The following is a 25168-nucleotide window of genomic DNA, read 5'->3' as shown; positions in this document are numbered from 1 at the left end:
GAACTAGTCAAAGACTAGAAATCAACATTCACCATCGAACCGATGGAATGCTCATTTCTAAGCTTTAAAACAAAACAGCCATTTCCAGATGGAAACGACCTTTTCGTCTTCTTCAATGAATCAAGCAATTCGTGTGGGAGCTCATGAAGCAGCTGAGTCGTCGATTAAGGAGGTGATCCAGCCGCAGGTTCCCCTACGGCTACCTTGTTACGACTTCACCCCAGTCATGAATCACACCGTGGTAACCGTCCCCCCGAAGGTTAGACTAGCTACTTCTGGTGCAACCCACTCCCATGGTGTGACGGGCGGTGTGTACAAGGCCCGGGAACGTATTCACCGCGACATTCTGATTCGCGATTACTAGCGATTCCGACTTCACGCAGTCGAGTTGCAGACTGCGATCCGGACTACGATCGGTTTTATGGGATTAGCTCCACCTCGCGGCTTGGCAACCCTCTGTACCGACCATTGTAGCACGTGTGTAGCCCAGGCCGTAAGGGCCATGATGACTTGACGTCATCCCCACCTTCCTCCGGTTTGTCACCGGCAGTCTCCTTAGAGTGCCCACCATTACGTGCTGGTAACTAAGGACAAGGGTTGCGCTCGTTACGGGACTTAACCCAACATCTCACGACACGAGCTGACGACAGCCATGCAGCACCTGTCTCAATGTTCCCGAAGGCACCAATCCATCTCTGGAAAGTTCATTGGATGTCAAGGCCTGGTAAGGTTCTTCGCGTTGCTTCGAATTAAACCACATGCTCCACCGCTTGTGCGGGCCCCCGTCAATTCATTTGAGTTTTAACCTTGCGGCCGTACTCCCCAGGCGGTCAACTTAATGCGTTAGCTGCGCCACTAAGAGCTCAAGGCTCCCAACGGCTAGTTGACATCGTTTACGGCGTGGACTACCAGGGTATCTAATCCTGTTTGCTCCCCACGCTTTCGCACCTCAGTGTCAGTATCAGTCCAGGTGGTCGCCTTCGCCACTGGTGTTCCTTCCTATATCTACGCATTTCACCGCTACACAGGAAATTCCACCACCCTCTACCATACTCTAGCTTGTCAGTTTTGAATGCAGTTCCCAGGTTGAGCCCGGGGCTTTCACATCCAACTTAACAAACCACCTACGCGCGCTTTACGCCCAGTAATTCCGATTAACGCTTGCACCCTCTGTATTACCGCGGCTGCTGGCACAGAGTTAGCCGGTGCTTATTCTGTCGGTAACGTCAAAACAGCAAAGTATTAATTTACTGCCCTTCCTCCCAACTTAAAGTGCTTTACAATCCGAAGACCTTCTTCACACACGCGGCATGGCTGGATCAGGCTTTCGCCCATTGTCCAATATTCCCCACTGCTGCCTCCCGTAGGAGTCTGGACCGTGTCTCAGTTCCAGTGTGACTGATCATCCTCTCAGACCAGTTACGGATCGTCGCCTTGGTGAGCCATTACCTCACCAACTAGCTAATCCGACCTAGGCTCATCTGATAGCGCAAGGCCCGAAGGTCCCCTGCTTTCTCCCGTAGGACGTATGCGGTATTAGCGTTCCTTTCGAAACGTTGTCCCCCACTACCAGGCAGATTCCTAGGCATTACTCACCCGTCCGCCGCTGAATCAGAGAGCAAGCTCTCTTCATCCGCTCGACTTGCATGTGTTAGGCCTGCCGCCAGCGTTCAATCTGAGCCATGATCAAACTCTTCAGTTCAAACATCTTTGGGTTTTGAGAAAACCCTAAACTTGGCTCAGCAATCGTTGGTTACATCTTTGATTTCTCGCGGAGTAACTTGTGATGCTGATAATCTGTTGACTAGCAGTCTGACTCCACAAGCACCCACACGAATTGCTTGATTCAGTTGTTAAAGAGCGGTTGGTTAAGATCTTTCGTCTCAACCGAGGCGCGCATTCTACAGCAGCCTCATTTGCTGTCAAGTGATATTTTTCAGAAGTTTTCAAGGAATCCTTAACAACTTCAACCACTTGCGCTTCAGATCTCTCATCAGCGGGAGGCGAATTCTACAGCGTTACACGCTGCTGTCAACACCTTAATTCCTGCTTCTTTCGATTGAGAGAACCGAATCACTAACCAGGTAAACGACTTGGTTAGCAGCACAAGCTTTATACAAAGCTTGTACTTATACAAAAACAAAACCCCTACCTGCATACGCAGATAGGGGTTTTGGAATTTAATCTTGACGATGACCTACTCTCACATGGGGAAACCCCACACTACCATCGGCGATGCATCGTTTCACTTCTGAGTTCGGGATGGGATCAGGTGGTTCCAACGCTCTATGGTCGTCAAGAAATTCGGGTACCGAGTCGTGGCCAGAGGGCCTCGCTTCAGCAAATTGGGTATGTAATAGATTTGTGTGTTATCGAACTTTCGGTTCATTGCGTCTTCACACACCGCAATCTGATGCTCTTTCGAGTAGTCAAATTGCTTGGGTGTTATATGGTCAAGCCTCACGGGCAATTAGTATTGGTTAGCTCAACGCCTCACAGCGCTTACACACCCAACCTATCAACGTCGTAGTCTTCGACGGCCCTTCAGGGGACTCAAGGTCCCAGTGAGATCTCATCTTGAGGCTAGTTTCCCGCTTAGATGCTTTCAGCGGTTATCTATTCCGAACATAGCTACCCGGCAATGCCACTGGCGTGACAACCGGAACACCAGAGGTTCGTCCACTCCGGTCCTCTCGTACTAGGAGCAGCCCCTCTCAAATCTCAAACGTCCACGGCAGATAGGGACCGAACTGTCTCACGACGTTCTAAACCCAGCTCGCGTACCACTTTAAATGGCGAACAGCCATACCCTTGGGACCGGCTTCAGCCCCAGGATGTGATGAGCCGACATCGAGGTGCCAAACACCGCCGTCGATATGAACTCTTGGGCGGTATCAGCCTGTTATCCCCGGAGTACCTTTTATCCGTTGAGCGATGGCCCTTCCATACAGAACCACCGGATCACTAAGACCTACTTTCGTACCTGCTCGACGTGTCTGTCTCGCAGTCAAGCGCGCTTTTGCCTTTATACTCTACGACCGATTTCCGACCGGTCTGAGCGCACCTTCGTACTCCTCCGTTACTCTTTAGGAGGAGACCGCCCCAGTCAAACTACCCACCATACACTGTCCTCGATCCGGATAACGGACCTGAGTTAGAACCTCAAAGTTGCCAGGGTGGTATTTCAAGGATGGCTCCACGCGAACTGGCGTCCACGCTTCAAAGCCTCCCACCTATCCTACACAAGCAAATTCAAAGTCCAGTGCAAAGCTATAGTAAAGGTTCACGGGGTCTTTCCGTCTAGCCGCGGATACACTGCATCTTCACAGCGATTTCAATTTCACTGAGTCTCGGGTGGAGACAGCGCCGCCATCGTTACGCCATTCGTGCAGGTCGGAACTTACCCGACAAGGAATTTCGCTACCTTAGGACCGTTATAGTTACGGCCGCCGTTTACCGGGGCTTCGATCAAGAGCTTCGCGTTAGCTAACCCCATCAATTAACCTTCCGGCACCGGGCAGGCGTCACACCCTATACGTCCACTTTCGTGTTTGCAGAGTGCTGTGTTTTTAATAAACAGTCGCAGCGGCCTGGTATCTTCGACCGGCGTGGGCTTACGCAGTAAATGCTTCACCCTCACCGGCGCACCTTCTCCCGAAGTTACGGTGCCATTTTGCCTAGTTCCTTCACCCGAGTTCTCTCAAGCGCCTTGGTATTCTCTACCCAACCACCTGTGTCGGTTTGGGGTACGGTTCCTGGTTACCTGAAGCTTAGAAGCTTTTCTTGGAAGCATGGCATCAACCACTTCGTCACCCAAAGGGTAACTCGTCATCAGCTCTCGGCCTTAGAATCCCGGATTTACCTAAGATCCCAGCCTACCACCTTAAACTTGGACAACCAACGCCAAGCTGGCCTAGCCTTCTCCGTCCCTCCATCGCAATAACCAGAAGTACAGGAATATTAACCTGTTTTCCATCGACTACGCTTTTCAGCCTCGCCTTAGGGACCGACTAACCCTGCGTCGATTAACGTTGCGCAGGAAACCTTGGTCTTTCGGCGTGGGTGTTTTTCACACCCATTGTCGTTACTCATGTCAGCATTCGCACTTCTGATACCTCCAGCAAGCTTCTCAACTCACCTTCACAGGCTTACAGAACGCTCCTCTACCGCATCACCTAAGTGATACCCGTAGCTTCGGTGTATGGTTTGAGCCCCGTTACATCTTCCGCGCAGGCCGACTCGACTAGTGAGCTATTACGCTTTCTTTAAAGGGTGGCTGCTTCTAAGCCAACCTCCTAGCTGTCTAAGCCTTCCCACATCGTTTCCCACTTAACCATAACTTTGGGACCTTAGCTGACGGTCTGGGTTGTTTCCCTTTTCACGACGGACGTTAGCACCCGCCGTGTGTCTCCCATGCTCGGCACTTGTAGGTATTCGGAGTTTGCATCGGTTTGGTAAGTCGGGATGACCCCCTAGCCGAAACAGTGCTCTACCCCCTACAGTGATACATGAGGCGCTACCTAAATAGCTTTCGAGGAGAACCAGCTATCTCCGAGCTTGATTAGCCTTTCACTCCGATCCACAGGTCATCCGCTAACTTTTCAACGGTAGTCGGTTCGGTCCTCCAGTCAGTGTTACCTAACCTTCAACCTGCCCATGGATAGATCGCCCGGTTTCGGGTCTATTCCCAGCGACTAGACGCCCTATTAAGACTCGCTTTCGCTACGCCTCCCCTATTCGGTTAAGCTCGCCACTGAAAATAAGTCGCTGACCCATTATACAAAAGGTACGCAGTCACCCAACAAAGTGGGCTCCCACTGCTTGTACGCATACGGTTTCAGGATCTATTTCACTCCCCTCTCCGGGGTTCTTTTCGCCTTTCCCTCACGGTACTAGTTCACTATCGGTCAGTCAGTAGTATTTAGCCTTGGAGGATGGTCCCCCCATATTCAGACAAAGTTTCTCGTGCTCCGTCCTACTCGATTTCATGACTAAGAGATTTTCGCGTACAGGGCTATCACCCACTATGGCCGCACTTTCCAGAGCGTTCCGCTAATCTCAAAGCCACTTAAGGGCTAGTCCCCGTTCGCTCGCCACTACTAAGGGAATCTCGGTTGATTTCTTTTCCTCAGGGTACTTAGATGTTTCAGTTCCCCTGGTTCGCCTCTTGCACCTATGTATTCAGTACAAGATAACCATCTTATGATGGCTGGGTTCCCCCATTCAGACATCTCCGGATCAAAGTCTGTTTGCCGACTCCCCGAAGCTTTTCGCAGGCTACCACGTCTTTCATCGCCTCTGACTGCCAAGGCATCCACCGTATGCGCTTCTTCACTTGACCATATAACCCCAAGCAATCTGGTTATACTATGAAGACGACATTCGCCGAAAATTCGAATTTCTCAATTAAGAGAACTCACAAATTTTACCTTAGCCTGATCCGTTACCAGTGAAAGTAACGTTCAGTCTATCTTTCTATCACATACCCAAATTTTTAAAGAACGATCTAATCAAAAGACTAGAAATCAATATTCACCGCGGAATATTCATTTCTAAACTCTCAAACTTCGAAGCAGTTAATGGTGGAGCCAAGCGGGATCGAACCGCTGACCTCCTGCGTGCAAGGCAGGCGCTCTCCCAGCTGAGCTATGGCCCCATAACAAAATTGGTGGGTCTGGGCAGATTCGAACTGCCGACCTCACCCTTATCAGGGGTGCGCTCTAACCAACTGAGCTACAGACCCAATTTCGTGCTGCTTCTATCGTCTTCTTCAATGAATCAAGCAATTCGTGTGGGAGCTCATGAAGCAGCTGAGTCGTCGATTAAGGAGGTGATCCAGCCGCAGGTTCCCCTACGGCTACCTTGTTACGACTTCACCCCAGTCATGAATCACACCGTGGTAACCGTCCCCCCGAAGGTTAGACTAGCTACTTCTGGTGCAACCCACTCCCATGGTGTGACGGGCGGTGTGTACAAGGCCCGGGAACGTATTCACCGCGACATTCTGATTCGCGATTACTAGCGATTCCGACTTCACGCAGTCGAGTTGCAGACTGCGATCCGGACTACGATCGGTTTTATGGGATTAGCTCCACCTCGCGGCTTGGCAACCCTCTGTACCGACCATTGTAGCACGTGTGTAGCCCAGGCCGTAAGGGCCATGATGACTTGACGTCATCCCCACCTTCCTCCGGTTTGTCACCGGCAGTCTCCTTAGAGTGCCCACCATTACGTGCTGGTAACTAAGGACAAGGGTTGCGCTCGTTACGGGACTTAACCCAACATCTCACGACACGAGCTGACGACAGCCATGCAGCACCTGTCTCAATGTTCCCGAAGGCACCAATCCATCTCTGGAAAGTTCATTGGATGTCAAGGCCTGGTAAGGTTCTTCGCGTTGCTTCGAATTAAACCACATGCTCCACCGCTTGTGCGGGCCCCCGTCAATTCATTTGAGTTTTAACCTTGCGGCCGTACTCCCCAGGCGGTCAACTTAATGCGTTAGCTGCGCCACTAAGAGCTCAAGGCTCCCAACGGCTAGTTGACATCGTTTACGGCGTGGACTACCAGGGTATCTAATCCTGTTTGCTCCCCACGCTTTCGCACCTCAGTGTCAGTATCAGTCCAGGTGGTCGCCTTCGCCACTGGTGTTCCTTCCTATATCTACGCATTTCACCGCTACACAGGAAATTCCACCACCCTCTACCATACTCTAGCTTGTCAGTTTTGAATGCAGTTCCCAGGTTGAGCCCGGGGCTTTCACATCCAACTTAACAAACCACCTACGCGCGCTTTACGCCCAGTAATTCCGATTAACGCTTGCACCCTCTGTATTACCGCGGCTGCTGGCACAGAGTTAGCCGGTGCTTATTCTGTCGGTAACGTCAAAACAGCAAAGTATTAATTTACTGCCCTTCCTCCCAACTTAAAGTGCTTTACAATCCGAAGACCTTCTTCACACACGCGGCATGGCTGGATCAGGCTTTCGCCCATTGTCCAATATTCCCCACTGCTGCCTCCCGTAGGAGTCTGGACCGTGTCTCAGTTCCAGTGTGACTGATCATCCTCTCAGACCAGTTACGGATCGTCGCCTTGGTGAGCCATTACCTCACCAACTAGCTAATCCGACCTAGGCTCATCTGATAGCGCAAGGCCCGAAGGTCCCCTGCTTTCTCCCGTAGGACGTATGCGGTATTAGCGTTCCTTTCGAAACGTTGTCCCCCACTACCAGGCAGATTCCTAGGCATTACTCACCCGTCCGCCGCTGAATCAGAGAGCAAGCTCTCTTCATCCGCTCGACTTGCATGTGTTAGGCCTGCCGCCAGCGTTCAATCTGAGCCATGATCAAACTCTTCAGTTCAAACATCTTTGGGTTTTGAGAAAACCCTAAACTTGGCTCAGCAATCGTTGGTTACATCTTTGATTTCTCGCGGAGTAACTTGTGATGCTGATAATCTGTTGACTAGCAGTCTGACTCCACAAGCACCCACACGAATTGCTTGATTCAGTTGTTAAAGAGCGGTTGGTTAAGATCTTTCGTCTCAACCGAGGCGCGCATTCTACAGCAGCCTCATTTGCTGTCAAGTGATATTTTTCAGAAGTTTTCAAGGAATCCTTAACAACTTCAACCACTTGCGCTTCAGATCTCTCGTCAGCGGGAGGCGAATTCTACAGCGTTACACGCTGCTGTCAACACCTCTTTTTCAACTTCCTTCTGGCTTCGATGAACTGAAGCAACCTGCTGCCAAAAACTGCGTAACTCATTGTTTACCAAGGAGTTTTCCGTTTCGACTGCGCCGGAAGTGGGGCGAATTATAGGCTCCCAGAATCTGCCGTCAACCGCTATTTTCATAAAACTGTCATATGGCTAAAAAACCACGAAAAACAAAAGGCCGACCCAATGGGTCGGCCTTCCTTCTCTACCCTTCTACTTACAAGCTAGGGAAAGCGAACTGCGAAGCTTCATGGCTCGCACGCTGCGGCCAGCGCTGGGTGATGGCCTTGCGGCGGGTGTAGAAGCGCACGCCATCCGGACCATAGGCATGCAAGTCGCCGAACAGCGAACGTTTCCAGCCACCAAAGCTGTGGTAAGCCACCGGCACCGGCAGCGGTACGTTGACGCCGACCATGCCGACTTCGATCTCGTCGCAGAACAAGCGGGCCGCTTCCCCGTCACGGGTGAAGATGCAAGTGCCGTTGCCATACTCGTGATCGTTGATCAGTTGCATCGCTTCTTCCAGGCTGTTGACCCGGACGACGCACAGCACTGGCCCGAAGATCTCTTCCTTATAGATGCGCATTTCTGGCGTGACGTTATCGAACAGGCAGCCACCCAGGAAGAAACCTTCCTCGTGACCAGCGACGGTCAGGCCACGGCCATCCACCACCAGTGTCGCACCGGCGGCTACGCCATCTTCGACATAACCGCTGACCTTGTCGCGTGCCTGGCCAGTCACCAGTGGGCCCATGTCCAGACCGCAGGAAGTACCAGCACCGATTTTCAACGCCTGGATCTGTGGTACTAGCTTGGCCACCAGTGCATCCGCCACCTGGTCACCGACGCACACGGCTACCGAGATCGCCATGCAACGCTCGCCGCAGGAACCATAGGCCGCACCCATCAGTGCGCTGACGGCATTGTCCAGGTCCGCGTCCGGCATCAGCACGGCGTGGTTCTTCGCCCCGCCCAGGGCCTGCACGCGTTTGCCGCGCTTGGTGCCTTCGCTGTAGATGTATTCGGCAATCGGCGTCGAACCAACAAAACTCAGTGCTTTGACTTCCGGCGCCTCGATCAACGCGTCCACCGCAGTCTTGTCACCGTGCACCACGCTCAGCACGCCTTTAGGTAGACCCGCTTCCAGCAGCAACTGGGCAATCAGCAGCGTCGAGCTCGGGTCACGCTCGGACGGCTTGAGGATGAAGCAGTTGCCGCACACGATCGCCAGCGGGTACATCCACAGCGGCACCATGGCCGGGAAATTGAACGGCGTGATACCAGCCACTACGCCCAGCGGCTGGAAGTCCGACCATGCATCGATATTCGGGCCCACGTTGCGGCTGTATTCGCCCTTGAGGATTTCCGGTGCCGCGCAAGCGAACTCGACGTTCTCGATACCGCGTTTCAATTCACCCGCAGCGTCTTCCAGCGTCTTGCCGTGCTCTTCGCTGATCAGTTGAGCGATACGCGCTTCGTTCTGCTCCAGCAGTTGCTTGAAGCGGAACATCACCTGGGCACGCTTGGCCGGCGGCGTGTTGCGCCAGGCCGGGAATGCTGCCTTGCCGGCATCGATGGCGCTCTGGATGGTTTCGCGGGTCGCCAGCGGCAACTTGTGGATAGCCTGGCCGGTGGACGGGTTGAACACATCAACCGCGCGACCGTTCTCGGTCACCAGTTCGCCATTGATCAAATGCGGAATAACGCTCATGGAAGCTCCTGAAAAGTTGTCCACAGGCGCGCCCGATCGGCACGCCCGTTGTTTGTAGGTCTATAGAAGAAGAAATCAGTCGATCTTGCCCAGCACTTCGCCGACCGCGTCGAACAGTCGATCCAGGTCCTGCGGCTTGCTGTTGAACGTTGGGCCGAACTGCAGGGTGTCGCCGCCGAAACGCACGTAGAAACCGGCTTTCCACAAGGCCATGCCCGCTTCGAACGGGCGCACGATGGCGTCGCCGTCACGTGGTGCAATCTGGATCGCACCCGCCAGGCCATAGTTACGGATGTCGATGATGTTCTTGGTGCCCTTGAGGCCATGCAGCGCATTTTCGAAATGCGGTGCGACTTCGGCGACGCTCTGTACCAGGTTTTCCTTTTGCAGCAGGTCGAGTGCTGCCAGGCCCGCGGCGCACGCCACCGGGTGTGCGGAATAGGTGTAGCCGTGGGGGAATTCCACCGCGTATTCAGGCGTCGGCTGATTCATGAAGGTCTGGTAGATCTCGGAGCTGGCAATCACCGCACCCATCGGGATCGCGCCGTTGGTGACTTGCTTGGCGATACACATCAAGTCCGGGGTCACGCCGAAGGTGGTGGCGCCGAACATGGTGCCGGTACGGCCGAAACCGGTGATCACTTCGTCGAACACCAGCAGGATGTTGTGCTGGTCACAGATTTCACGCAGACGCTTGAGGTAACCCTGTGGCGGAACCAGCACGCCAGCGGAACCGGCCAATGGCTCGACGAATACTGCCGCGATGTTCGACGCATCGTGCAGTTCGATGAGCTTGAGCAGTTCGTCAGCCAGGGCGATACCACCCTGCTCCGGCATGCCACGGGAGTAAGCGTTGCTTGCCAGCAAAGTGTGCGGCAGGTGGTCGACGTCCATCATCGCCTGGCCGAACAGTTTGCGGTTGCCGTTCACGCCGCCGAGGCTGGTGCCGGCGATGTTCACGCCGTGGTAGCCACGGGCACGACCGATCATCTTGGTCTTGGTCGACTGGCCCTTGAGGCGCCAGTAGGCACGCACCATCTTCACCGCCGTGTCGGCGCACTCGGAACCCGAGTCGGTGAAGAACACGTGGTTCAGGTTGCCCGGCGTCAGGTCGGTGATCTTTTCCGCCAGCTGGAACGACAGCGGATGCCCGTACTGGAAACCTGGCGAGTAATCGAGAGTGCCGAGTTGCTTGGCGACCGCTTCCTGGATTTCCTTGCGAGTATGGCCCGCACCGCAGGTCCACAGCCCGGACAGCGAGTCATAGACTTTGCGGCCCTTGTCGTCGATCAGCCAGCTGCCTTCTGCGCCAACGATCAGGCGCGGATCGCGCTGGAAGTTACGGTTGGCGGTGTACGGCATCCAGTGAGCGTCGAGCTTGAGCTGGCTGGCCAGGGATGTCGGAGCGTTCTCGGGCAAGTTCATGGGCGAAACCTCGCAAGGCAATAAACGGCGTAGGGGTTAAAAAACCGTAGTTGCAGCTAAGTTGCCACGGGGATAAAGTCGGTGAAATCCAACTTTTGTAACCTTCAGTCAGCCCACCACTAAACTATCGAGTAAGAGCATGAGTAGCCGCCGCCCCGATCCACTGGCGCAAGTCAGCGACTTCGATATCCGCCTGCTGCGGATCTTTCGCAGCGTGGTTGAATGCGGTGGCTTCTCCGCGGCTGAAAGCGTGCTTGGTATCGGTCGCTCGGCGATCAGCCAGCAGATGAGCGACCTGGAGCAGCGCCTGGGCTTGCGTCTGTGCCAACGCGGTCGCGCCGGGTTTTCCCTGACGGAAGAAGGTCGCGAGGTTTATCAATCGGCGTTGCAGCTGTTGAGTGCGCTGGAAAGTTTCCGCACCGAGGTCAACGGCCTGCACCAGCATCTGCGCGGCGAGTTGACCATCGGCCTGACCGACAACCTGGTCACCCTGCCGCACATGCGCATCACCCACGCCTTGGCGCAATTGAAGGAACGCGGTCCGGATGTGCAGATTCAGATCCGCATGATCGCGCCCAACGAAGTCGAACAAGGCGTACTCGACGGGCGCCTGCATGTCGGCGTGGTGCCCCAGGCCAGCGCGTTGTCGGGGCTGGAATATCAGCCGCTCTACAGCGAACGCTCATTGCTGTATTGCGCGGTTGGTCACCCTTTGTTTTATGTCGACGACAAGCAGCTGGACGACGGGCGCCTGAATAGCCAGGACGCCATCGCCCCGACCTTTCGTTTGCCCGCGGATATCCAGGCGCATTACCAGGCACTCAACTGCACCGCCAGCGCGTCGGACCGCGAAGGCATGGCGTTCCTGATCCTGACCGGGCGCTACATCGGCTACCTGCCAGACCATTACGCGAGCCTCTGGGTGCAGCAGGGTCGCCTACGCGCGCTGAAACCCAAGACGCGGTTTTATGACTTGAGCCTGGCCTCGGTGACCCGCAAGGGACGTCGCCCGCACCTGGTGCTGGAAAGCTTCCTGGAAAGCCTGGCCGCGACGCGCTGACCGGGGTTTTATCGAACCGGGACTTGTCTGGAACCTGTGGGTGCGCTATCAACGTCCTGGCCCGCAACCCACTTGATCGGAAGTGCCCATGACCTTTGAAGTCCCAGCTCACAGCGGCAAACCCGCCAGCCGTATTCGTCAGAAAAACGAAGAGACCATCATCAAGGCCGCCGAGGACGAGTTCGCCCGCCACGGGTTCAAGGGCACCAGCATGAACACCATTGCCCTGAATGCCGGCTTGCCCAAGGCGAACCTGCATTATTACTTCACCAACAAACTCGGTTTGTACGTGGCGGTGCTGAGCAACATCATCGAGTTGTGGGACAGCACCTTCAATACCCTGACCGCCCAGGACGACCCCGCCGAAGCCCTGACCCGCTACATCCGCGCCAAGATGGAGTTTTCCCGGCGCCAGCCGCAGGCGTCTCGAATCTTCGCCATGGAGGTCATCAGTGGCGGCGAATGCCTGACCGAATATTTCAACCAGGACTATCGCGCCTGGTTCCAGGGCCGTGCCGCGGTATTCCAGGCATGGATTGACGCTGGCAAAATGGACCCGGTCGACCCGGTGCACCTGATTTTCCTGTTGTGGGGCAGCACCCAGCATTACGCCGACTTCGCCACGCAGATCTGCCGGGTCAGCGGACGTAGCAAGCTGACCAAGCAGGACATGGAAGACGCCGGCAACAACCTGATCCGTATCATTCTCAAAGGCTGCGGCCTGACACCTACCCTCTAAGAGCCCTATGCCTTTTACCCTCAGCGACTTTTGCGAATACCGCGAAGATATTCGCAAAAGCCGCTTCATCACCTTCGCCGCGCCGATCGCCAGCCCCGCCGAAGCCCAGGCCTTCATCGCCCAACACAGCGATCCGAACGCCACGCACAATTGCTGGGCGTGGAAGCTCGGCGATCAATACCGCAGCACCGACGACGGCGAGCCGGGCGGCACGGCCGGACGGCCGATCCTGGCGGCCATCGAAGCCCAGGATTGCGATCAAGTCGTCGTACTGGTGATTCGCTGGTATGGCGGCATTCAACTGGGCACCGGTGGCTTGGCCCGAGCCTATGGCGGCGGCGCCAACAAATGCCTGCAAGCGGCACCGAAGGTTGAGTTGATCAGTCGGGTGCCGGTGCGATGCGCTTGTGCGTTCGGTGAGCTGGCATTGGTCAAGCTGCGGGTTGCGGAACTCGGTGGGCTGGTGGTGCAGGAGGATTTCACGGCCAATGGCGTTGAACTGCAACTGGCGGTGGGCGCCGGGCAGATCCAGACGTTGCAATCTCAGTTGGCTGATTTGAGTCGCGGGCGGATTGTGTTGGAGCGCTGAACGAGCAACCTGGAGGAGCTGCCGCAGGCTGCGATCTTTTGGGGCGCCGCACTTTTTCCCATATTCCATAGTTGCCCACATCTGCTGTGCACCCGGCTGTGGATAACCTGAGCACATACCGCTGTAACCCTTCTGTCATGCGGCTTTGCGGGCTTTGTTCATTTTTCGTCCATTTCACCTATAAAATTGCTAAATCCAAATAAAAACAATCAGTTAGGTTGGTATAGCACTTTTAGAAGAAAGCCGCCCCACGCTTATGCCCGTCCCTTGGGCTTGCGCACAAATACTGTGGAGCAATCTGTGGATAACCCGTTCATGGCTGGCGCGGTTGCATATTGGGCATGGCTTGCGCTCGAGTGCTCATTTTTTGATCAATAGCCCACGCGCAAAACGAGAGCAGATCAACGGCGTTGCACTTATGTGGTGCCTGGCTCGCGATGACCTCCAGTTCGACAGCTAACTCAACGCCCTGACATACGGGCGCCAGGAATATTTCCTGACCTGATGGCCAGAAAATTGCTTTATCCACAGGCATCCATTCAATCGAATCGAGCCTGTCATGCCCACCGCCGATCCAACGCCCCGTTTGCAACTGAGCAACATCAGTAAACGCTACCCCGGCTGCCTGGCCAACGATGCTATCGATCTGACTATCGCGCCTGGTGAGATCCACGCGTTGCTCGGCGAAAACGGTGCGGGCAAAAGCACCTTGATGAAAATCATCTACGGCGTCGTGCATGCCGACGCTGGCGAGATGTTCTGGCATGGCCAGCCTGTGAACCTGCGCAACCCGGCCCAGGCTCGCGACTTGGGGATCGGCATGGTGTTCCAGCATTTCTCGCTGTTCGAAACCCTGAGTGTGGCGCAGAACATCGCATTGGCCATGGGGCCGGCGGCAGGCTCGCCCAATCAGCTTGAACATAAGATAAGTGAAGTGTCGCAACGCTACGGCATGGCGCTGGAGCCGCAGCGGCTGGTCCACAGCCTGTCCATCGGCGAACGGCAACGGGTGGAAATCATCCGCTGCCTGATGCAGGACATCCGCCTGCTGATTCTCGACGAACCGACCTCGGTGTTGACCCCACAAGAGGCCGAGGACTTGTTCGTGACCCTGCGTCGACTGGCCGCCGAGGGCTGCAGCATTTTGTTCATCAGCCACAAACTCGCCGAAGTGCGTGCGTTGTGCCACAGCGCGACCGTGTTGCGTGGCGGGCGAGTGGCCGGGCATTGCGTGCCGGCCGACTACTCGGATCGGCAACTGGCGCACCTGATGGTTGGCGAAGCGGCGGAGTTGATCGCCGATTACCCAAAGGTGGTGGGCACCGATGTTTTCTTGAACATACAAGGTTTGTCCTGGCACAACCCGGACCCGTTCGGTTGCTCGCTCAAGGCCATCGACCTGGCCGTGTGCACCGGTGAAATAGTCGGCATCGCCGGTGTCGCCGGCAATGGTCAGGATGAGCTGCTGGCGTTGCTCAGCGGCGAAGAACGGCTGGGCCGCAATGATGCGGCAACCATCAGTTTCGGCGGCGAACCGGTCGCGCATCTACGTGCCGATGCCCGTCGCCAACGCGGACTGGCCTTCGTCCCGGCCGAACGACTGGGACATGGCGCCGTGCCGGATCTGAGCCTGACCGACAACGCCCTGCTTAGCGCATTCCAGCAAGGGTTGGTGAGCAAGGGGCTGATCCAGCGCGGCAAGGTCCAGTTGCTGGCGCAAGCGATCATTGACCGCTTCGGGGTCAAGGCTTCCGGCACCCAGGCGCCAGCCCGCAGCCTGTCCGGTGGCAACTTGCAGAAATTCATCCTGGGCAGGGAGATTCTTCAACAACCGAAATTGCTGGTGGCCGCGCACCCGACCTGGGGCGTGGATGTCGGCGCGGCCGCAACCATCCACCGTGCGCTGATTGCCCTGCGCGATGCTGGCGCGGCAATCCTGGTGATTTCCGAAGACCTCGACGAACTGTTCCAGATCAGCGACCGCCTCGGTGCCTTGTGCAGCGGCCGGTTATCACCGCTCAAGGCTACCGTCGACACCCGCCTGATCGATGTCGGTGGCTGGATGGCCGGCCAGTTTGACGCCCCTCAATTACCTGCCTGCGCAACACGTTAACGGAGTCTCACATGCTGCTTTCCCTTGAACCCCGTGGCCAGCAATCAAGCCTGATGCTGTGGTGCTCGCCGCTGTTGGCGGCGGTCCTGACCCTGGGCTGTGGCTCATTGCTGTTTATCGCATTGGGTCACGATCCGCTGCTGACGTTGCATACGCTGTTGATCGCGCCGATCAGCGACCTGTATGGCCTCTCCGAGTGGCTGGTCAAAGCATTGCCGATCCTGCTCTGTGCGTTGGGCCTGGCCGTTGCCTACCAGGCGCGGATCTGGAACATCGGCGCCGAAGGCCAACTGCTGCTCGGCGCCTTGGCTGGCAGCGCGTTGGCGGTGAACTTCATCGAGATGCAAAGTCGCTGGGCACTGGTCCTGATCCTGCTTGCCGGGACCCTGGCCGGCGCCGCGTGGGCGGGGCTGACGGCGTGGTTGCGCACGCGCTTCAACGCCAATGAAATCCTTACCAGCATCATGCTCAATTACATCGCCCTGAACCTGCTGCTGTTTTGCGTCCACGGTCCCCTGAAAGATCCGGAAGGGTTCAATTTTCCGCAGTCGGCGATGTTCGGTGACGCCAGCCGTTTGCCGCTGCTGATGGAGGATGGCCGGGTTCACGCCGGCGTGTATTTCGCCCTGCTCGCCCTGGTGGCGGTGTGGGTGTTGTTGCACAAAAGCTTCGTCGGGTTCCAGATCAAGGTGCTGGGGCTGGACAAGCGCGCGGCCGGTTTCGTCGGCTTTCGCGAAAAGCGCCTGATCTGGCTGGCGCTGTTGATCAGCGGTGGCCTGGCGGGCCTGGCGGGTGCGTGCGAGGTGACCGGGCCGATCGGCCAGTTGGTGCCGCAAGTGTCGCCGGGTTACGGCTATGCGGCGATCACCGTAGCGTTTCTCGGGCGGTTGAACCCCATTGGCATTGTGTTTTCCAGCTTGTTGATGGCGCTGCTGTACATCGGTGGCGAGAGTGCGCAGATGAGCTTGAACCTGCCGCAAGCGATCAGCCAATTGTTCCAGGGGATGATGCTGTTTTTCCTGCTGGCCTGTGATGTGCTGATTCTCTACCGACCCCGCTTGAACCTGCGCTGGACACGCCGCGCACCCGCCTCCGCCGTACAACAAGTAGGTGCGCTTTGATGGATATCGATCTGCTGAGCAACATTTTCTACGCCATGGTTCGCTGCGGTACGCCGCTGCTGCTGGTGGCGCTGGGCGAACTGGTCTGCGAGAAAAGCGGCGTACTCAATCTGGGCCAGGAAGGCATGATGCTGTTTGGCGCGGTGATGGGTTTCATCATCGCGTTCAGCACCGGCAACCTGTGGCTGGGCGTATTGCTGGCGATGTTCGCCGGGATGCTGTTGTCATCGTTGTTTGCCCTGGTGGCGCTGGTGTTCAACGCCAACCAGGTGGCCACCGGGCTGGCCCTGACGATTTTCGGCGTGGGACTGTCGACCTTTGTCGGTGCGGCATGGGTCGGCAAACCGTTGGCGGGCTTCGAACCGGTGGCGCTGCCTTACCTGAGCGAGATACCGCTGATCGGACGTATGCTGTTCGCCCAGGATCTGCTGGTGTACCTGTCATTCGCGCTGTTTGCGCTGGTGGCCTGGGCGACGCTGAAAACCCGTGTCGGGCTGATCATCCAGGCAGTCGGCGAAAACCCGGATGCCGCCAGTGCCATGGGCTTGCCGGTGTTGGCCGTGCGGGCCTTGGCGGTGTTGTTTGGCGGCGCGATGGCGGGACTGGCCGGCGCGTACCTGTCGCTGGCCTACACACCCATGTGGGCGGAAAACATGAGCGCCGGCCGCGGCTGGATTGCCCTGGCACTGGTGGTGTTCGCCAGTTGGCGGGTATGGCGCTTGCTGCTGGGCGCTTACCTGTTCGGACTCGCCAGCATCCTGCACCTGGTGGCGCAGGGGCTGGGGCTGGCGATTCCATCGAGTTTGCTGGCGATGCTGCCGTATGTGGCGACCATTGTGGTGCTGGTGCTGCTATCTCGGGACAAGGTGCGCACGCGCTTGTATGCGCCGGTTTCGTTGGGGCAGCCGTGGCAGGCTGGGCATTAGTGGTTGTCTGGTCTGGCCTCTTCGCGGGCAAGCCCGCTCCCACAGGTACTGCGACGGACGCGGTTATGTGGGAGCGGGCTTGCCCGCGAAGGGGCCCGCACAGGCAACAGTTGAGCAATGCCCCACGCCAACTCAAAGAACAGAAAAATCACCAGCAATGAACTTGCACCATGGGCCAGGGCATACAGCTGCCAAGCCGAAAACAGAAACCTGGCCACGGCGTCATACCGCCCATAAACCTGCTGCGGATCACGTATCCGCAGCACCGACCAGACGCAGACAATCGACCCCAACAGATTCGCCATCAACATGTGCACCGGTTCGAACGGTGGCAACTCACCGGGCAAACTCAACGCCTGGCTCACCCCTGTCAAAAGCCCGTGCAACGCGGCAAAACTCCACGGCGTGACAAACGCGGCCGTCACGATCAGGTCATACCAGGCACTGCCGCGAACCAGGCAGCGATACTGAGTTGAAGTCCACATCGACATTGCTCCATCAATTTCCGGGAGCAACCAGGCTAAAGCCTGGAGTATGCTCCAGGGTCAAGCCCTCCATGAGACGTGATGATGCGCATCGGTGAATTAGCCCAGGCCAGCGCCGTCAGCCGCGACACGCTGCGATTCTATGAGCAGCGCGGATTGATCGCCGCACAACGCAGCGCCAATGGTTATCGCGACTATCCGGCCGACATGGTGCAACTGGTGCAGTACATCAAGACCGCTCAACGGCTGGGCTTTACCCTCGGTGAGATCGGTCACAGTGTCGGGGCCATCTGGCAGTCGCCCGATCCGGACAGTGCCGTCACACGATTGCTGCAAGACAAGCTCAAACTGATCGAAGCGCGCATGGCCGAACTGGGCGCATTGCGCGATGAGTTGCAACAACGGCTTGGACAAGCTTGTCCATTGAATCCACGTCTCTGAACTTCAAGGAAGCCACACATGTCCAGAAACGCACTGATCATCGGTGCCTCCCGCGGCCTTGGCCTCGGTCTGGTGAAAACCCTGCTTGCCGACGGCTGGCAAGTCACCGCCACCGTGCGCAATCCGCAAAACGCCGGGGCCCTGAAAGCATTGGGCCAGGTGCGGATCGAGAAACTCGACATGGACGATCAGCAAGCAGTGATCATGCTCAGTCAGCAACTCAAGGGCGAATTGTTTGACCTGCTGTTCGTCAACGCCGGGGTAAAAGGTCCTGAGGTGCAGACGCCAGACGGTGGCGCGACCCTGGCCGAGGTTGGGCAACTGTTCTTCACCAACGCCGTGGCGCCGATCAACCTGGCGCAACGCTTCGTCGGGCAAATCCGCCCGGACGGCGGCGTGCTGGCCTTCATGAGCTCGGTATTGGGCAGCGTGACCATGCCCGACGCGCCGGAACTGGCGCTGTACAAGGCCAGCAAGGCTGCACTCAATTCCATGACCAACAGCTTCGTCACCCAGTTGGGCGAAACCAGCCTCACCGTGCTGTCGCTGCATCCGGGCTGGGTGAAAACCGATATGGGCGGTGAAGGCGCTGACATCGATGTGGACACCAGCACGCGCGGGCTGGTTGACCAGGTGAATGCGTATGCCGGCAAGGGCGGGCATCACTTCATCAACTACAGGGGTGAAACCATTCCCTGGTAACACCACCCACACCTTTGTCGGGGAAGGCTTGCCCGCGAAGCCCTTTTGATCGACACTTCGCACCTCGCCTCCCCGGCGACCCTGGATCAGCAGACAGGGCAACACTGAGCTGGCAACCCTGAACCCAACTTTCAGAGGAGCCGGCCAACATGCCTGCGACCCGTACCTGGTTAAAAAATCCCCTCGCCATTTTCACGGCCAACGACCTCGATGCCCGTGGCGGCCTGGTGCTGCAAGACGGTGTGATCGTCGAAGTGCTTGGCCTCGGTCAACAGCCTTCCGCGCCGTGCAATGAAGTGTTCGACGCCCGCGAGCATGTGATCCTGCCGGGGCTGATCAACACCCATCACCACTTCTATCAAACCCTGACCCGCGCCTGGGCACCAGTGGTCAACCAGCCGTTGTTTCCGTGGCTGAAAACCCTGTACCCGGTCTGGGCACGCCTGACCCCGGAAAAACTCGCCCTCGCCACCAAAGTCGCGCTGGCCGAACTGCTGTTGTCCGGTTGCACCACGGCCGCCGACCACCACTACCTATTCCCGGAAGGCCTGGAAAATGCGATCGACGTACAGGTCGAGAGCGTCCGCGAACTGGGCATGCGCGCCATGCTGACGCGCGGTTCCATGAGCCTGGGTGAAAAGGACGGTGGCCTGCCGCCGCAGCAAACCGTACAGGAAGGTGAAGTGATCCTGGCCGATAGCCAGCGCTTGATCGCCGAGTACCACGAACGGGGCGAAGGTGCGCAAATCCAGATCGCCCTGGCGCCTTGCTCTCCTTTCTCCGTCACCCCGCAAATCATGTCCGCCAGCGCGGAACTGGCGAACAGACTCGATGTGCGCCTGCACACGCACCTGGCCGAAACCCTCGACGAAGAAGATTTCTGCCTGCAGCGCTTTGGCCTGCGCACCGTGGATTATCTGGACAGCGTCGGCTGGCTCGGTCCGCGTACCTGGCTGGCACACGGCATCCACTTCAACCCGGATGAAATCGCCCGCCTCGGCGCCGCCGGCACCGGCATTTGCCATTGCCCGAGCTCGAACATGCGCCTGGCCTCCGGTATCTGCCCGACCATCGAGCTGACCGATGCTGGCGCGTTGCTCGGTCTTGGCGTGGACGGTTCTGCCTCCAACGATGCGTCGAACATGATGCTCGAAACCCGTCAGGCGTTGTACATCCAGCGTCTGCGCTACGGTGCCGAGAAGATCACTCCGGAGCGCGTCCTGGGCTGGGCGACCAAAGGCTCGGCCAGTTTGCTCGGGCGCAGCGACATCGGTGAAATCGCCGTGGGCAAGCAGGCTGACCTGGCGCTGTTCAAGCTCGACGAGCTGCGTTTCTCCGGCAGCCACGATCCGGTCTCAGCGCTGCTGTTGTGCGGCGCGGACCGTGCGGATCGGGTGATGGTCGGCGGCAAGTGGCGAGTGATCGACGGGCAGGTCGAGGGGTTGGATCTGAAGGGGTTGATTGCTGATCACAGCCAGGCGGCTCGGCAGTTGATCGCGGGCGTCTGATCGGACGCCTTCGCGGGCAAGCCTCGCTCCTACAGGCCCAGTAGCGACAACATGATGAACGTCGCAAACAGCACAAAGTGAGTCATCCCTTCGATGGCGTTGGTTTCGCCATCGTTGAGGTTGATCGCGCTGACGATCAGGGTGATGAAGATCATCACGGTCTGCACCGGGGTCATCGCCATCTGGAACGGCTGCCCGGTGTAGAGCGCCATCGCCTCCATCACCGGCACCGTCAGGATCACCGTCGACAGTGACGCCCCCAAGGCGATGTTGACCACCGACTGCATGCGGTTGGCCAGCGCCGCGCGCAATGCCGTCAGAATTTCCGGTGCGGCCGAGATGGCCGCCACAAGGATCGCCGTGATCACCGGCGGTGCGCCCGTCCCTTCCAGCCCCAGGTCGAGGGTCTTGGACATCACTTCGGCCAAGGCGCCGATCACCACCACACCGAACACCAGGATGCCGATCGACAACGACAGGCTGATGGGTGCCGGCTCCTGCTCCAGCGGTTCCTTCTTGCGGCGTTTTTCCGGGTAGCTGTAGCTGAAAAAGTAACTGTGCGGCCCGACCTGCATCCGCAGGAACAAGGCGTAAAGCACCACCATCGCGCCAATGGTGAACGCCGAATAGAGCTTCCAGTCGCCCTCGGGAATGAACTCCGGCACCACCATCGACACGCCCATGGCGGTCAGGATCATCACGCTGTAGCTGCGCGCCGAATCGTCGTTGTAGGACTGTTCGCCGTGCTTGAGTCCGCCCATCAACGCCGCCAGGCCGAGGATGCCGTTGATATCGAGCATGACGGCTGAGTAAATCGTGTCGCGCACCAGCGTGGCCGACGCTTCGTTACTCATCATGATCGCCAGGATCACCACTTCCACCAGCACGGCGGCCAGGGTCAGGATCATCGTGCCGTAGGGGTCGCCGACCTTTTCCGCGAGCAGTTCGGCCTGATGGGCGACACGCATGGAGGCGGCGACGATGAATGCGATCAGCACCAGGCCGCCAGTCAGCGCGACCGCCTGGCCGCTGTGCAGCAACCAGTGCTCCAACGGGAACGCGACGAGGGCGGCGATCAAGGCCAGCAGCAGAAAGGTTTCTTGCTTGAGGACGGTGAGCATGTCGGGCCTTTTGCCGTGGAGGAGCGATATGCGACTGACTGCGGCGCGGCGCTAACGTTTCGTTTCACCTTAGCGCACCAGTGGATGGCAGCCGGTTCGAGTCATGCACTTTTACTGGCCGTACTGGCCTCTTCGCGGGCAAGCCTCGCTCCTACGGGTTGGCGCCGCTCTGTAGGAGCGAGGCTTGCCCGCGAAGGGCGCGCTGCGGTTTCAGGTCGTTTGTTGTCCTGTTGGTCAGCAATTTGCATTGCCCCTGCCAACCACAACAAAAGGGAGTTCGAATTCATGCAAATACGTCCACTGCACAAACTGCTGTGCGCCGCCATCGGCCTCGGGATCAGCCTGAGCGCCTCTGCCGCTGCCCCACTGAAAGTAGGCTTCGTCTACATTGGCCCGATCGGCGACCACGGCTGGACGTATCAGCATGAACAGGGACGCAAGGCACTCGCGGAGAAACTCGGCGACCGCATCACCACCAACTATGTGGAAAACGTTGCCGAAGGCGCCGACGCCGAGCGAGTGATCCGCAACATGGCCAAGGACAAGTACGACCTGATCTTCACGACCTCGTTCGGCTACATGAACCCGACACTCAAGGTCGCCAAGCAGTTTCCCAATGTGACGTTCGAACACGCCACCGGCTACAAGCAGGACAAGAACCTGGGCACCTACCTGGCGCGCACTTATGAAGGTCGCTACGTCGGCGGTTTCCTCGCGGCAAAGATGACCAAAAGCAAAAAGATCGGCTACGTCGCCTCGTTCCCGATCCCGGAAGTGATCCGCGACATCAACGCCATTCAACTGGCCCTGAACAAGTACAACCCCGGCACCGAAATCAAAGTGGTGTGGGTCAACTCCTGGTTCGATCCGGGCAAGGAAGCCGATGCCGCCAACGCGCTGATCGACCAGGGCGTGGACGTGGTGTTCCAGCACACCGACAGCCCGGCGCCGATCCAGGCCGCTGAACGTCGCGGCGTGTATGCCGTGGGCTACGCTTCGGACATGGCGCATTTCGGCCCCAAGGCGGTACTGACCTCCATCGTCAACGACTGGGCGCCGCATTATCTGCAAGCGACCCAGAGCGTGATCGACCACAGCTGGAAAACCCAGGATTACTGGGGTGGCCTGAAGGAAGGCACCGTTGAACTGCCGATCAGCGACCTGGTGCCGGCGGCGGTGAAAACTGAAGCTGAGCAGATCATCGCCGACATCAAGAGCGGCGCGCTGCAGCCGTTTACCGGGCCGATCAAGGACCAGGCCGGGGCCGAAAAAATACCCGCGGGGGTGAGCGCGACGAATACGGAACTGGCATCGATGAATTATTACGTGGAAGGCATGAAGGCTGACATGCCGAAGTAGTTCTTCACCACAACATAAATCCCCTGTAGGAGTGAGCCTGCTCGCGATAGCGTTGTGTCATTCAGCACAGATGTTGCCTGACATGCCCTCATCGCGAGCAGGCTCACTCCTACATTTGATCTTCAGCGTATTCAGGATTGTGTATGAACCAGCTTCCCATCATCGACATCGCCCCGCTCTACAGCGACGATCAAAGCGCCTGGGCCGCCGTGGCAAAGCAAATCGACCACGCCTGCCGCGAATGGGGCTTTTTCTATATCAAGGGTCACCCGATTTCCGCCGCGCGTATCGACGCCGTGCTCGACAGCGCCCAGCGTTTCTTCGCCCTGCCCACCGCCGAAAAACTCAAGATCGACATCACCCAGACCCGCCACCATCGCGGCTATGGCGCCATCGCCACCGAGCAGCTCGACCCGAGCAAACCCAGCGACCTGAAAGAAACCTTCGACATGGGCCTGCACCTGCCGCTCGACCATCCCGATGTGCTGGCGGAAAAACCGTTGCGCGGCCCCAACCGCCATCCATCGCTGCCAGGTTGGGAGGCGTTGATGGAGCAGCACTACGTCGACATGCAGGCGCTCGCGCAAACCTTGTTGCGGGCAATGACAATGGCGCTCGGCATCGAGCGGGACTTTTTCGACACGCGCTTTCGTGAGCCGGTCAGCGTGCTGCGGATGATTCACTACCCGCCGCGTCACACCGCCAGCTCCCGGGAGCAGCAAGGTGCCGGCGCCCATACCGATTACGGTTGCATCACCCTGCTCTACCAGGATGCCGCCGGTGGCTTGCAAGTCAGGAACGTAAAAGGCGAATGGATCGATGCCCCGCCGATCGAAGGGACGTTCGTGGTCAACCTCGGTGACATGATGGCGCGCTGGAGCAACGACCGTTACCTGTCGACGCCGCACAGGGTGATCAGCCCGTTGGGCGTGGATCGTTATTCGATGCCATTCTTTGCCGAGCCGCACCCCGATACCCGCATCGAATGCCTGCCCGGATGTCAGGATGAGCAGCAGGCGGCGAAATACCCCGCCACCACTTGCGCCCAGTTCCTGCTGTCACGCTTCGCCGATACCTACGCTTATCGACGGGAGCAGGAGGCAACGGAATGAACCGCCTGGTCAGGTTTTACCAATTGTTGCGATGAGCACCTGTAGAATGGCGCCATTGCACCTGATGAGAACAGAATTATGTACGACTGGCTGAACGCCCTGCCCAAGGCAGAACTGCACCTGCACCTGGAAGGCTCGCTGGAACCTGAACTGCTGTTTGCCCTGGCCGAACGCAACAAGATCGCCCTGCCGTGGAGCGATGTCGAAACCCTGCGCAAGGCCTACGCCTTCAATAACCTGCAGGAATTCCTCGACCTGTATTACCAGGGCGCCGACGTGCTGCGCACCTCCCAGGATTTCTACGACCTGACCTGGGCCTACTTGTTGCGCTGCAAGGCTCAGAACGTGATTCACACCGAACCGTTCTTCGACCCGCAGACCCACACCGACCGTGGCATTCCATTCGAAGTGGTGCTCAACGGCATCGCGGCTGCGTTGAAAGATGGTGAGCAGCAACTGGGTATCACCAGCGGTTTGATCCTGAGTTTCCTGCGCCACTTGAGCGAAGAACAAGCACAGAAAACCCTCGATCAGGCGCTGCCGTTCCGCGATGCGTTTGTCGCCGTGGGCCTGGACAGCTCCGAGATGGGGCACCCACCGAGCAAATTCCAGCGCGTGTTCGATCGCGCCCGTGGCGAAGGTTTCCTGACGGTCGCCCACGCCGGTGAAGAAGGCCCGCCCGAATACATCTGGGAAGCCCTCGACCTGCTGAAAATCCAGCGCATCGACCATGGCGTGCGCGCCATCGAAGACGAGCGCTTGATGCAGCGCATCATCGACGAGCAGATTCCGCTGACCGTGTGCCCACTGTCCAACACCAAGCTCTGTGTGTTCGATCACATGTCGCAGCACAATATTCTCGACATGCTCGAGCGTGGCGTGAAAGTGACCGTGAACTCCGATGACCCGGCCTACTTCGGCGGTTACGTCACGGAAAACTTCCATGCCCTGTATACCGATCTGGGCATGACCCAGGACCAGGCCAAACGCCTGGCGCAGAACAGCCTGGATGCCCGGTTGGTGAAACCCTGAGACCGCCCGT

The 25168-nt window shown here is 57.8% G+C and carries 16 protein-coding genes, 2 tRNA genes and 4 rRNA genes; 12 read left to right on the top strand and 10 right to left on the bottom strand.

What is annotated here, in order from left to right; all coding sequences use genetic code 11:
• Positions 1-165: 165 nt before the first annotated feature.
• The 8 genes from OH720_RS03255 to OH720_RS03220 all read right to left on the bottom strand — a co-directional run bounded on the left by OH720_RS03255 (position 166) and on the right by OH720_RS03220 (position 10850).
• A 16S ribosomal RNA gene (locus tag OH720_RS03255) occupies positions 166-1702 on the bottom strand.
• Between the two features lie 482 nt (positions 1703-2184).
• Positions 2185-2300, bottom strand: a 5S ribosomal RNA gene (rrf, locus tag OH720_RS03250).
• 149 nt (positions 2301-2449) lie between these two features.
• A 23S ribosomal RNA gene (locus tag OH720_RS03245) occupies positions 2450-5341 on the bottom strand.
• A gap of 239 nt (positions 5342-5580) precedes the next feature.
• Positions 5581-5656, bottom strand: a tRNA-Ala gene (locus OH720_RS03240).
• 10 nt (positions 5657-5666) lie between these two features.
• Positions 5667-5743 (bottom strand) — tRNA-Ile (locus tag OH720_RS03235).
• Between the two features lie 80 nt (positions 5744-5823).
• Positions 5824-7360, bottom strand: a 16S ribosomal RNA gene (locus OH720_RS03230).
• The 16S, 23S and 5S rRNA genes sit together here with 2 tRNA genes alongside, the layout of an rRNA operon.
• Before the next feature lie 571 nt (positions 7361-7931).
• Complete coding sequence (locus OH720_RS03225; protein WP_008063919.1) at positions 7932-9425, bottom strand: CoA-acylating methylmalonate-semialdehyde dehydrogenase; 1494 nt, start codon at positions 9423-9425, stop codon at positions 7932-7934.
• Positions 9426-9500: 75 nt separating this feature from the next.
• The gene (locus tag OH720_RS03220) at positions 9501-10850 is read right to left on the bottom strand and encodes an aspartate aminotransferase family protein (RefSeq protein ID WP_008063922.1); all 1350 of its coding nucleotides are present in this window, start codon (positions 10848-10850) and stop codon (positions 9501-9503) included.
• Between the two features lie 139 nt (positions 10851-10989).
• Here OH720_RS03220 and OH720_RS03215 point away from each other — a divergent pair, with 139 nt between their 5' ends.
• From OH720_RS03215 to OH720_RS03190, 6 genes are all read left to right on the top strand, one after another.
• Positions 10990-11910: a LysR family transcriptional regulator gene (locus OH720_RS03215; RefSeq protein ID WP_008063924.1), complete on the top strand. Its 921-nt coding sequence runs from the start codon at positions 10990-10992 to the stop codon at positions 11908-11910.
• Between the two features lie 88 nt (positions 11911-11998).
• Entirely contained in the window at positions 11999-12649 is a 651-nt protein-coding gene (locus OH720_RS03210) for a TetR/AcrR family transcriptional regulator (RefSeq protein ID WP_272604544.1), read from the top strand.
• A 7-nt stretch (positions 12650-12656) separates the two neighbouring features.
• Entirely contained in the window at positions 12657-13238 is a 582-nt protein-coding gene (locus tag OH720_RS03205) for an IMPACT family protein (RefSeq protein ID WP_272604543.1), read from the top strand.
• Positions 13239-13797: 559 nt separating this feature from the next.
• The gene (locus OH720_RS03200; protein WP_272604542.1) at positions 13798-15351 is read left to right on the top strand and encodes an ABC transporter ATP-binding protein; all 1554 of its coding nucleotides are present in this window, start codon (positions 13798-13800) and stop codon (positions 15349-15351) included.
• 11 nt (positions 15352-15362) lie between these two features.
• Positions 15363-16472, top strand: a complete 1110-nt coding sequence (locus tag OH720_RS03195; protein ID WP_272604541.1) for an ABC transporter permease — start codon at positions 15363-15365, stop codon at positions 16470-16472.
• Entirely contained in the window at positions 16472-17398 is a 927-nt protein-coding gene (locus tag OH720_RS03190; RefSeq protein ID WP_272604540.1) for an ABC transporter permease, read from the top strand. The genes OH720_RS03195 and OH720_RS03190 overlap by 1 nt, the downstream gene beginning before the upstream one ends.
• Here the strand turns inward: OH720_RS03190 and OH720_RS03185 are convergent.
• A complete protein-coding gene (locus tag OH720_RS03185) occupies positions 17395-17883 on the bottom strand; it encodes a hypothetical protein (RefSeq protein WP_272604539.1) in 489 nt (162 codons plus the stop codon). The genes OH720_RS03190 and OH720_RS03185 overlap by 4 nt on opposite strands.
• A gap of 84 nt (positions 17884-17967) precedes the next feature.
• Between OH720_RS03185 and OH720_RS03180 the strand changes: the two genes are divergently transcribed.
• The 3 genes from OH720_RS03180 to OH720_RS03170 all read left to right on the top strand — a co-directional run bounded on the left by OH720_RS03180 (position 17968) and on the right by OH720_RS03170 (position 20534).
• Positions 17968-18324 (top strand): MerR family transcriptional regulator, encoded by a 357-nt coding sequence (locus OH720_RS03180; protein WP_032831955.1) that lies wholly within the window; start codon positions 17968-17970, stop codon positions 18322-18324.
• 18 nt (positions 18325-18342) lie between these two features.
• Positions 18343-19026, top strand: coding sequence for an SDR family oxidoreductase (locus OH720_RS03175; RefSeq protein ID WP_272604538.1), 684 nt, complete (start codon positions 18343-18345; stop codon positions 19024-19026).
• Between the two features lie 149 nt (positions 19027-19175).
• Positions 19176-20534, top strand: coding sequence for an 8-oxoguanine deaminase (locus tag OH720_RS03170; RefSeq protein WP_272604537.1), 1359 nt, complete (start codon positions 19176-19178; stop codon positions 20532-20534).
• A 29-nt stretch (positions 20535-20563) separates the two neighbouring features.
• Here OH720_RS03170 and OH720_RS03165 read toward each other — a convergent pair whose 3' ends face one another.
• Positions 20564-21655 carry a calcium:proton antiporter gene (locus OH720_RS03165; protein ID WP_272604536.1) on the bottom strand — a complete coding sequence of 364 codons (1092 nt, stop codon included), beginning with the start codon at positions 21653-21655 and terminating at the stop codon, positions 20564-20566.
• A gap of 285 nt (positions 21656-21940) precedes the next feature.
• On the opposite strand from OH720_RS03165, the gene OH720_RS03160 reads away from it, so the two are divergent.
• The 3 genes from OH720_RS03160 (at position 21941) to OH720_RS03150 (ending at position 25158) form a co-directional block, all read left to right on the top strand.
• Positions 21941-23014 (top strand): BMP family ABC transporter substrate-binding protein, encoded by a 1074-nt coding sequence (locus tag OH720_RS03160; RefSeq protein ID WP_272604535.1) that lies wholly within the window; start codon positions 21941-21943, stop codon positions 23012-23014.
• A gap of 143 nt (positions 23015-23157) precedes the next feature.
• Complete coding sequence (locus OH720_RS03155) at positions 23158-24126, top strand: 2-oxoglutarate and iron-dependent oxygenase domain-containing protein (protein WP_272604534.1); 969 nt, start codon at positions 23158-23160, stop codon at positions 24124-24126.
• Between the two features lie 78 nt (positions 24127-24204).
• A complete protein-coding gene (locus OH720_RS03150; protein ID WP_020796340.1) occupies positions 24205-25158 on the top strand; it encodes an adenosine deaminase in 954 nt (317 codons plus the stop codon).
• The last annotated feature ends 10 nt before the right edge of the window (positions 25159-25168 follow it).

Source organism: Pseudomonas sp. WJP1 (assembly GCF_028471945.1).
GTDB lineage: Bacteria > Pseudomonadota > Gammaproteobacteria > Pseudomonadales > Pseudomonadaceae > Aquipseudomonas.
This window is presented reverse-complemented; position numbering and strand designations above follow the sequence as displayed.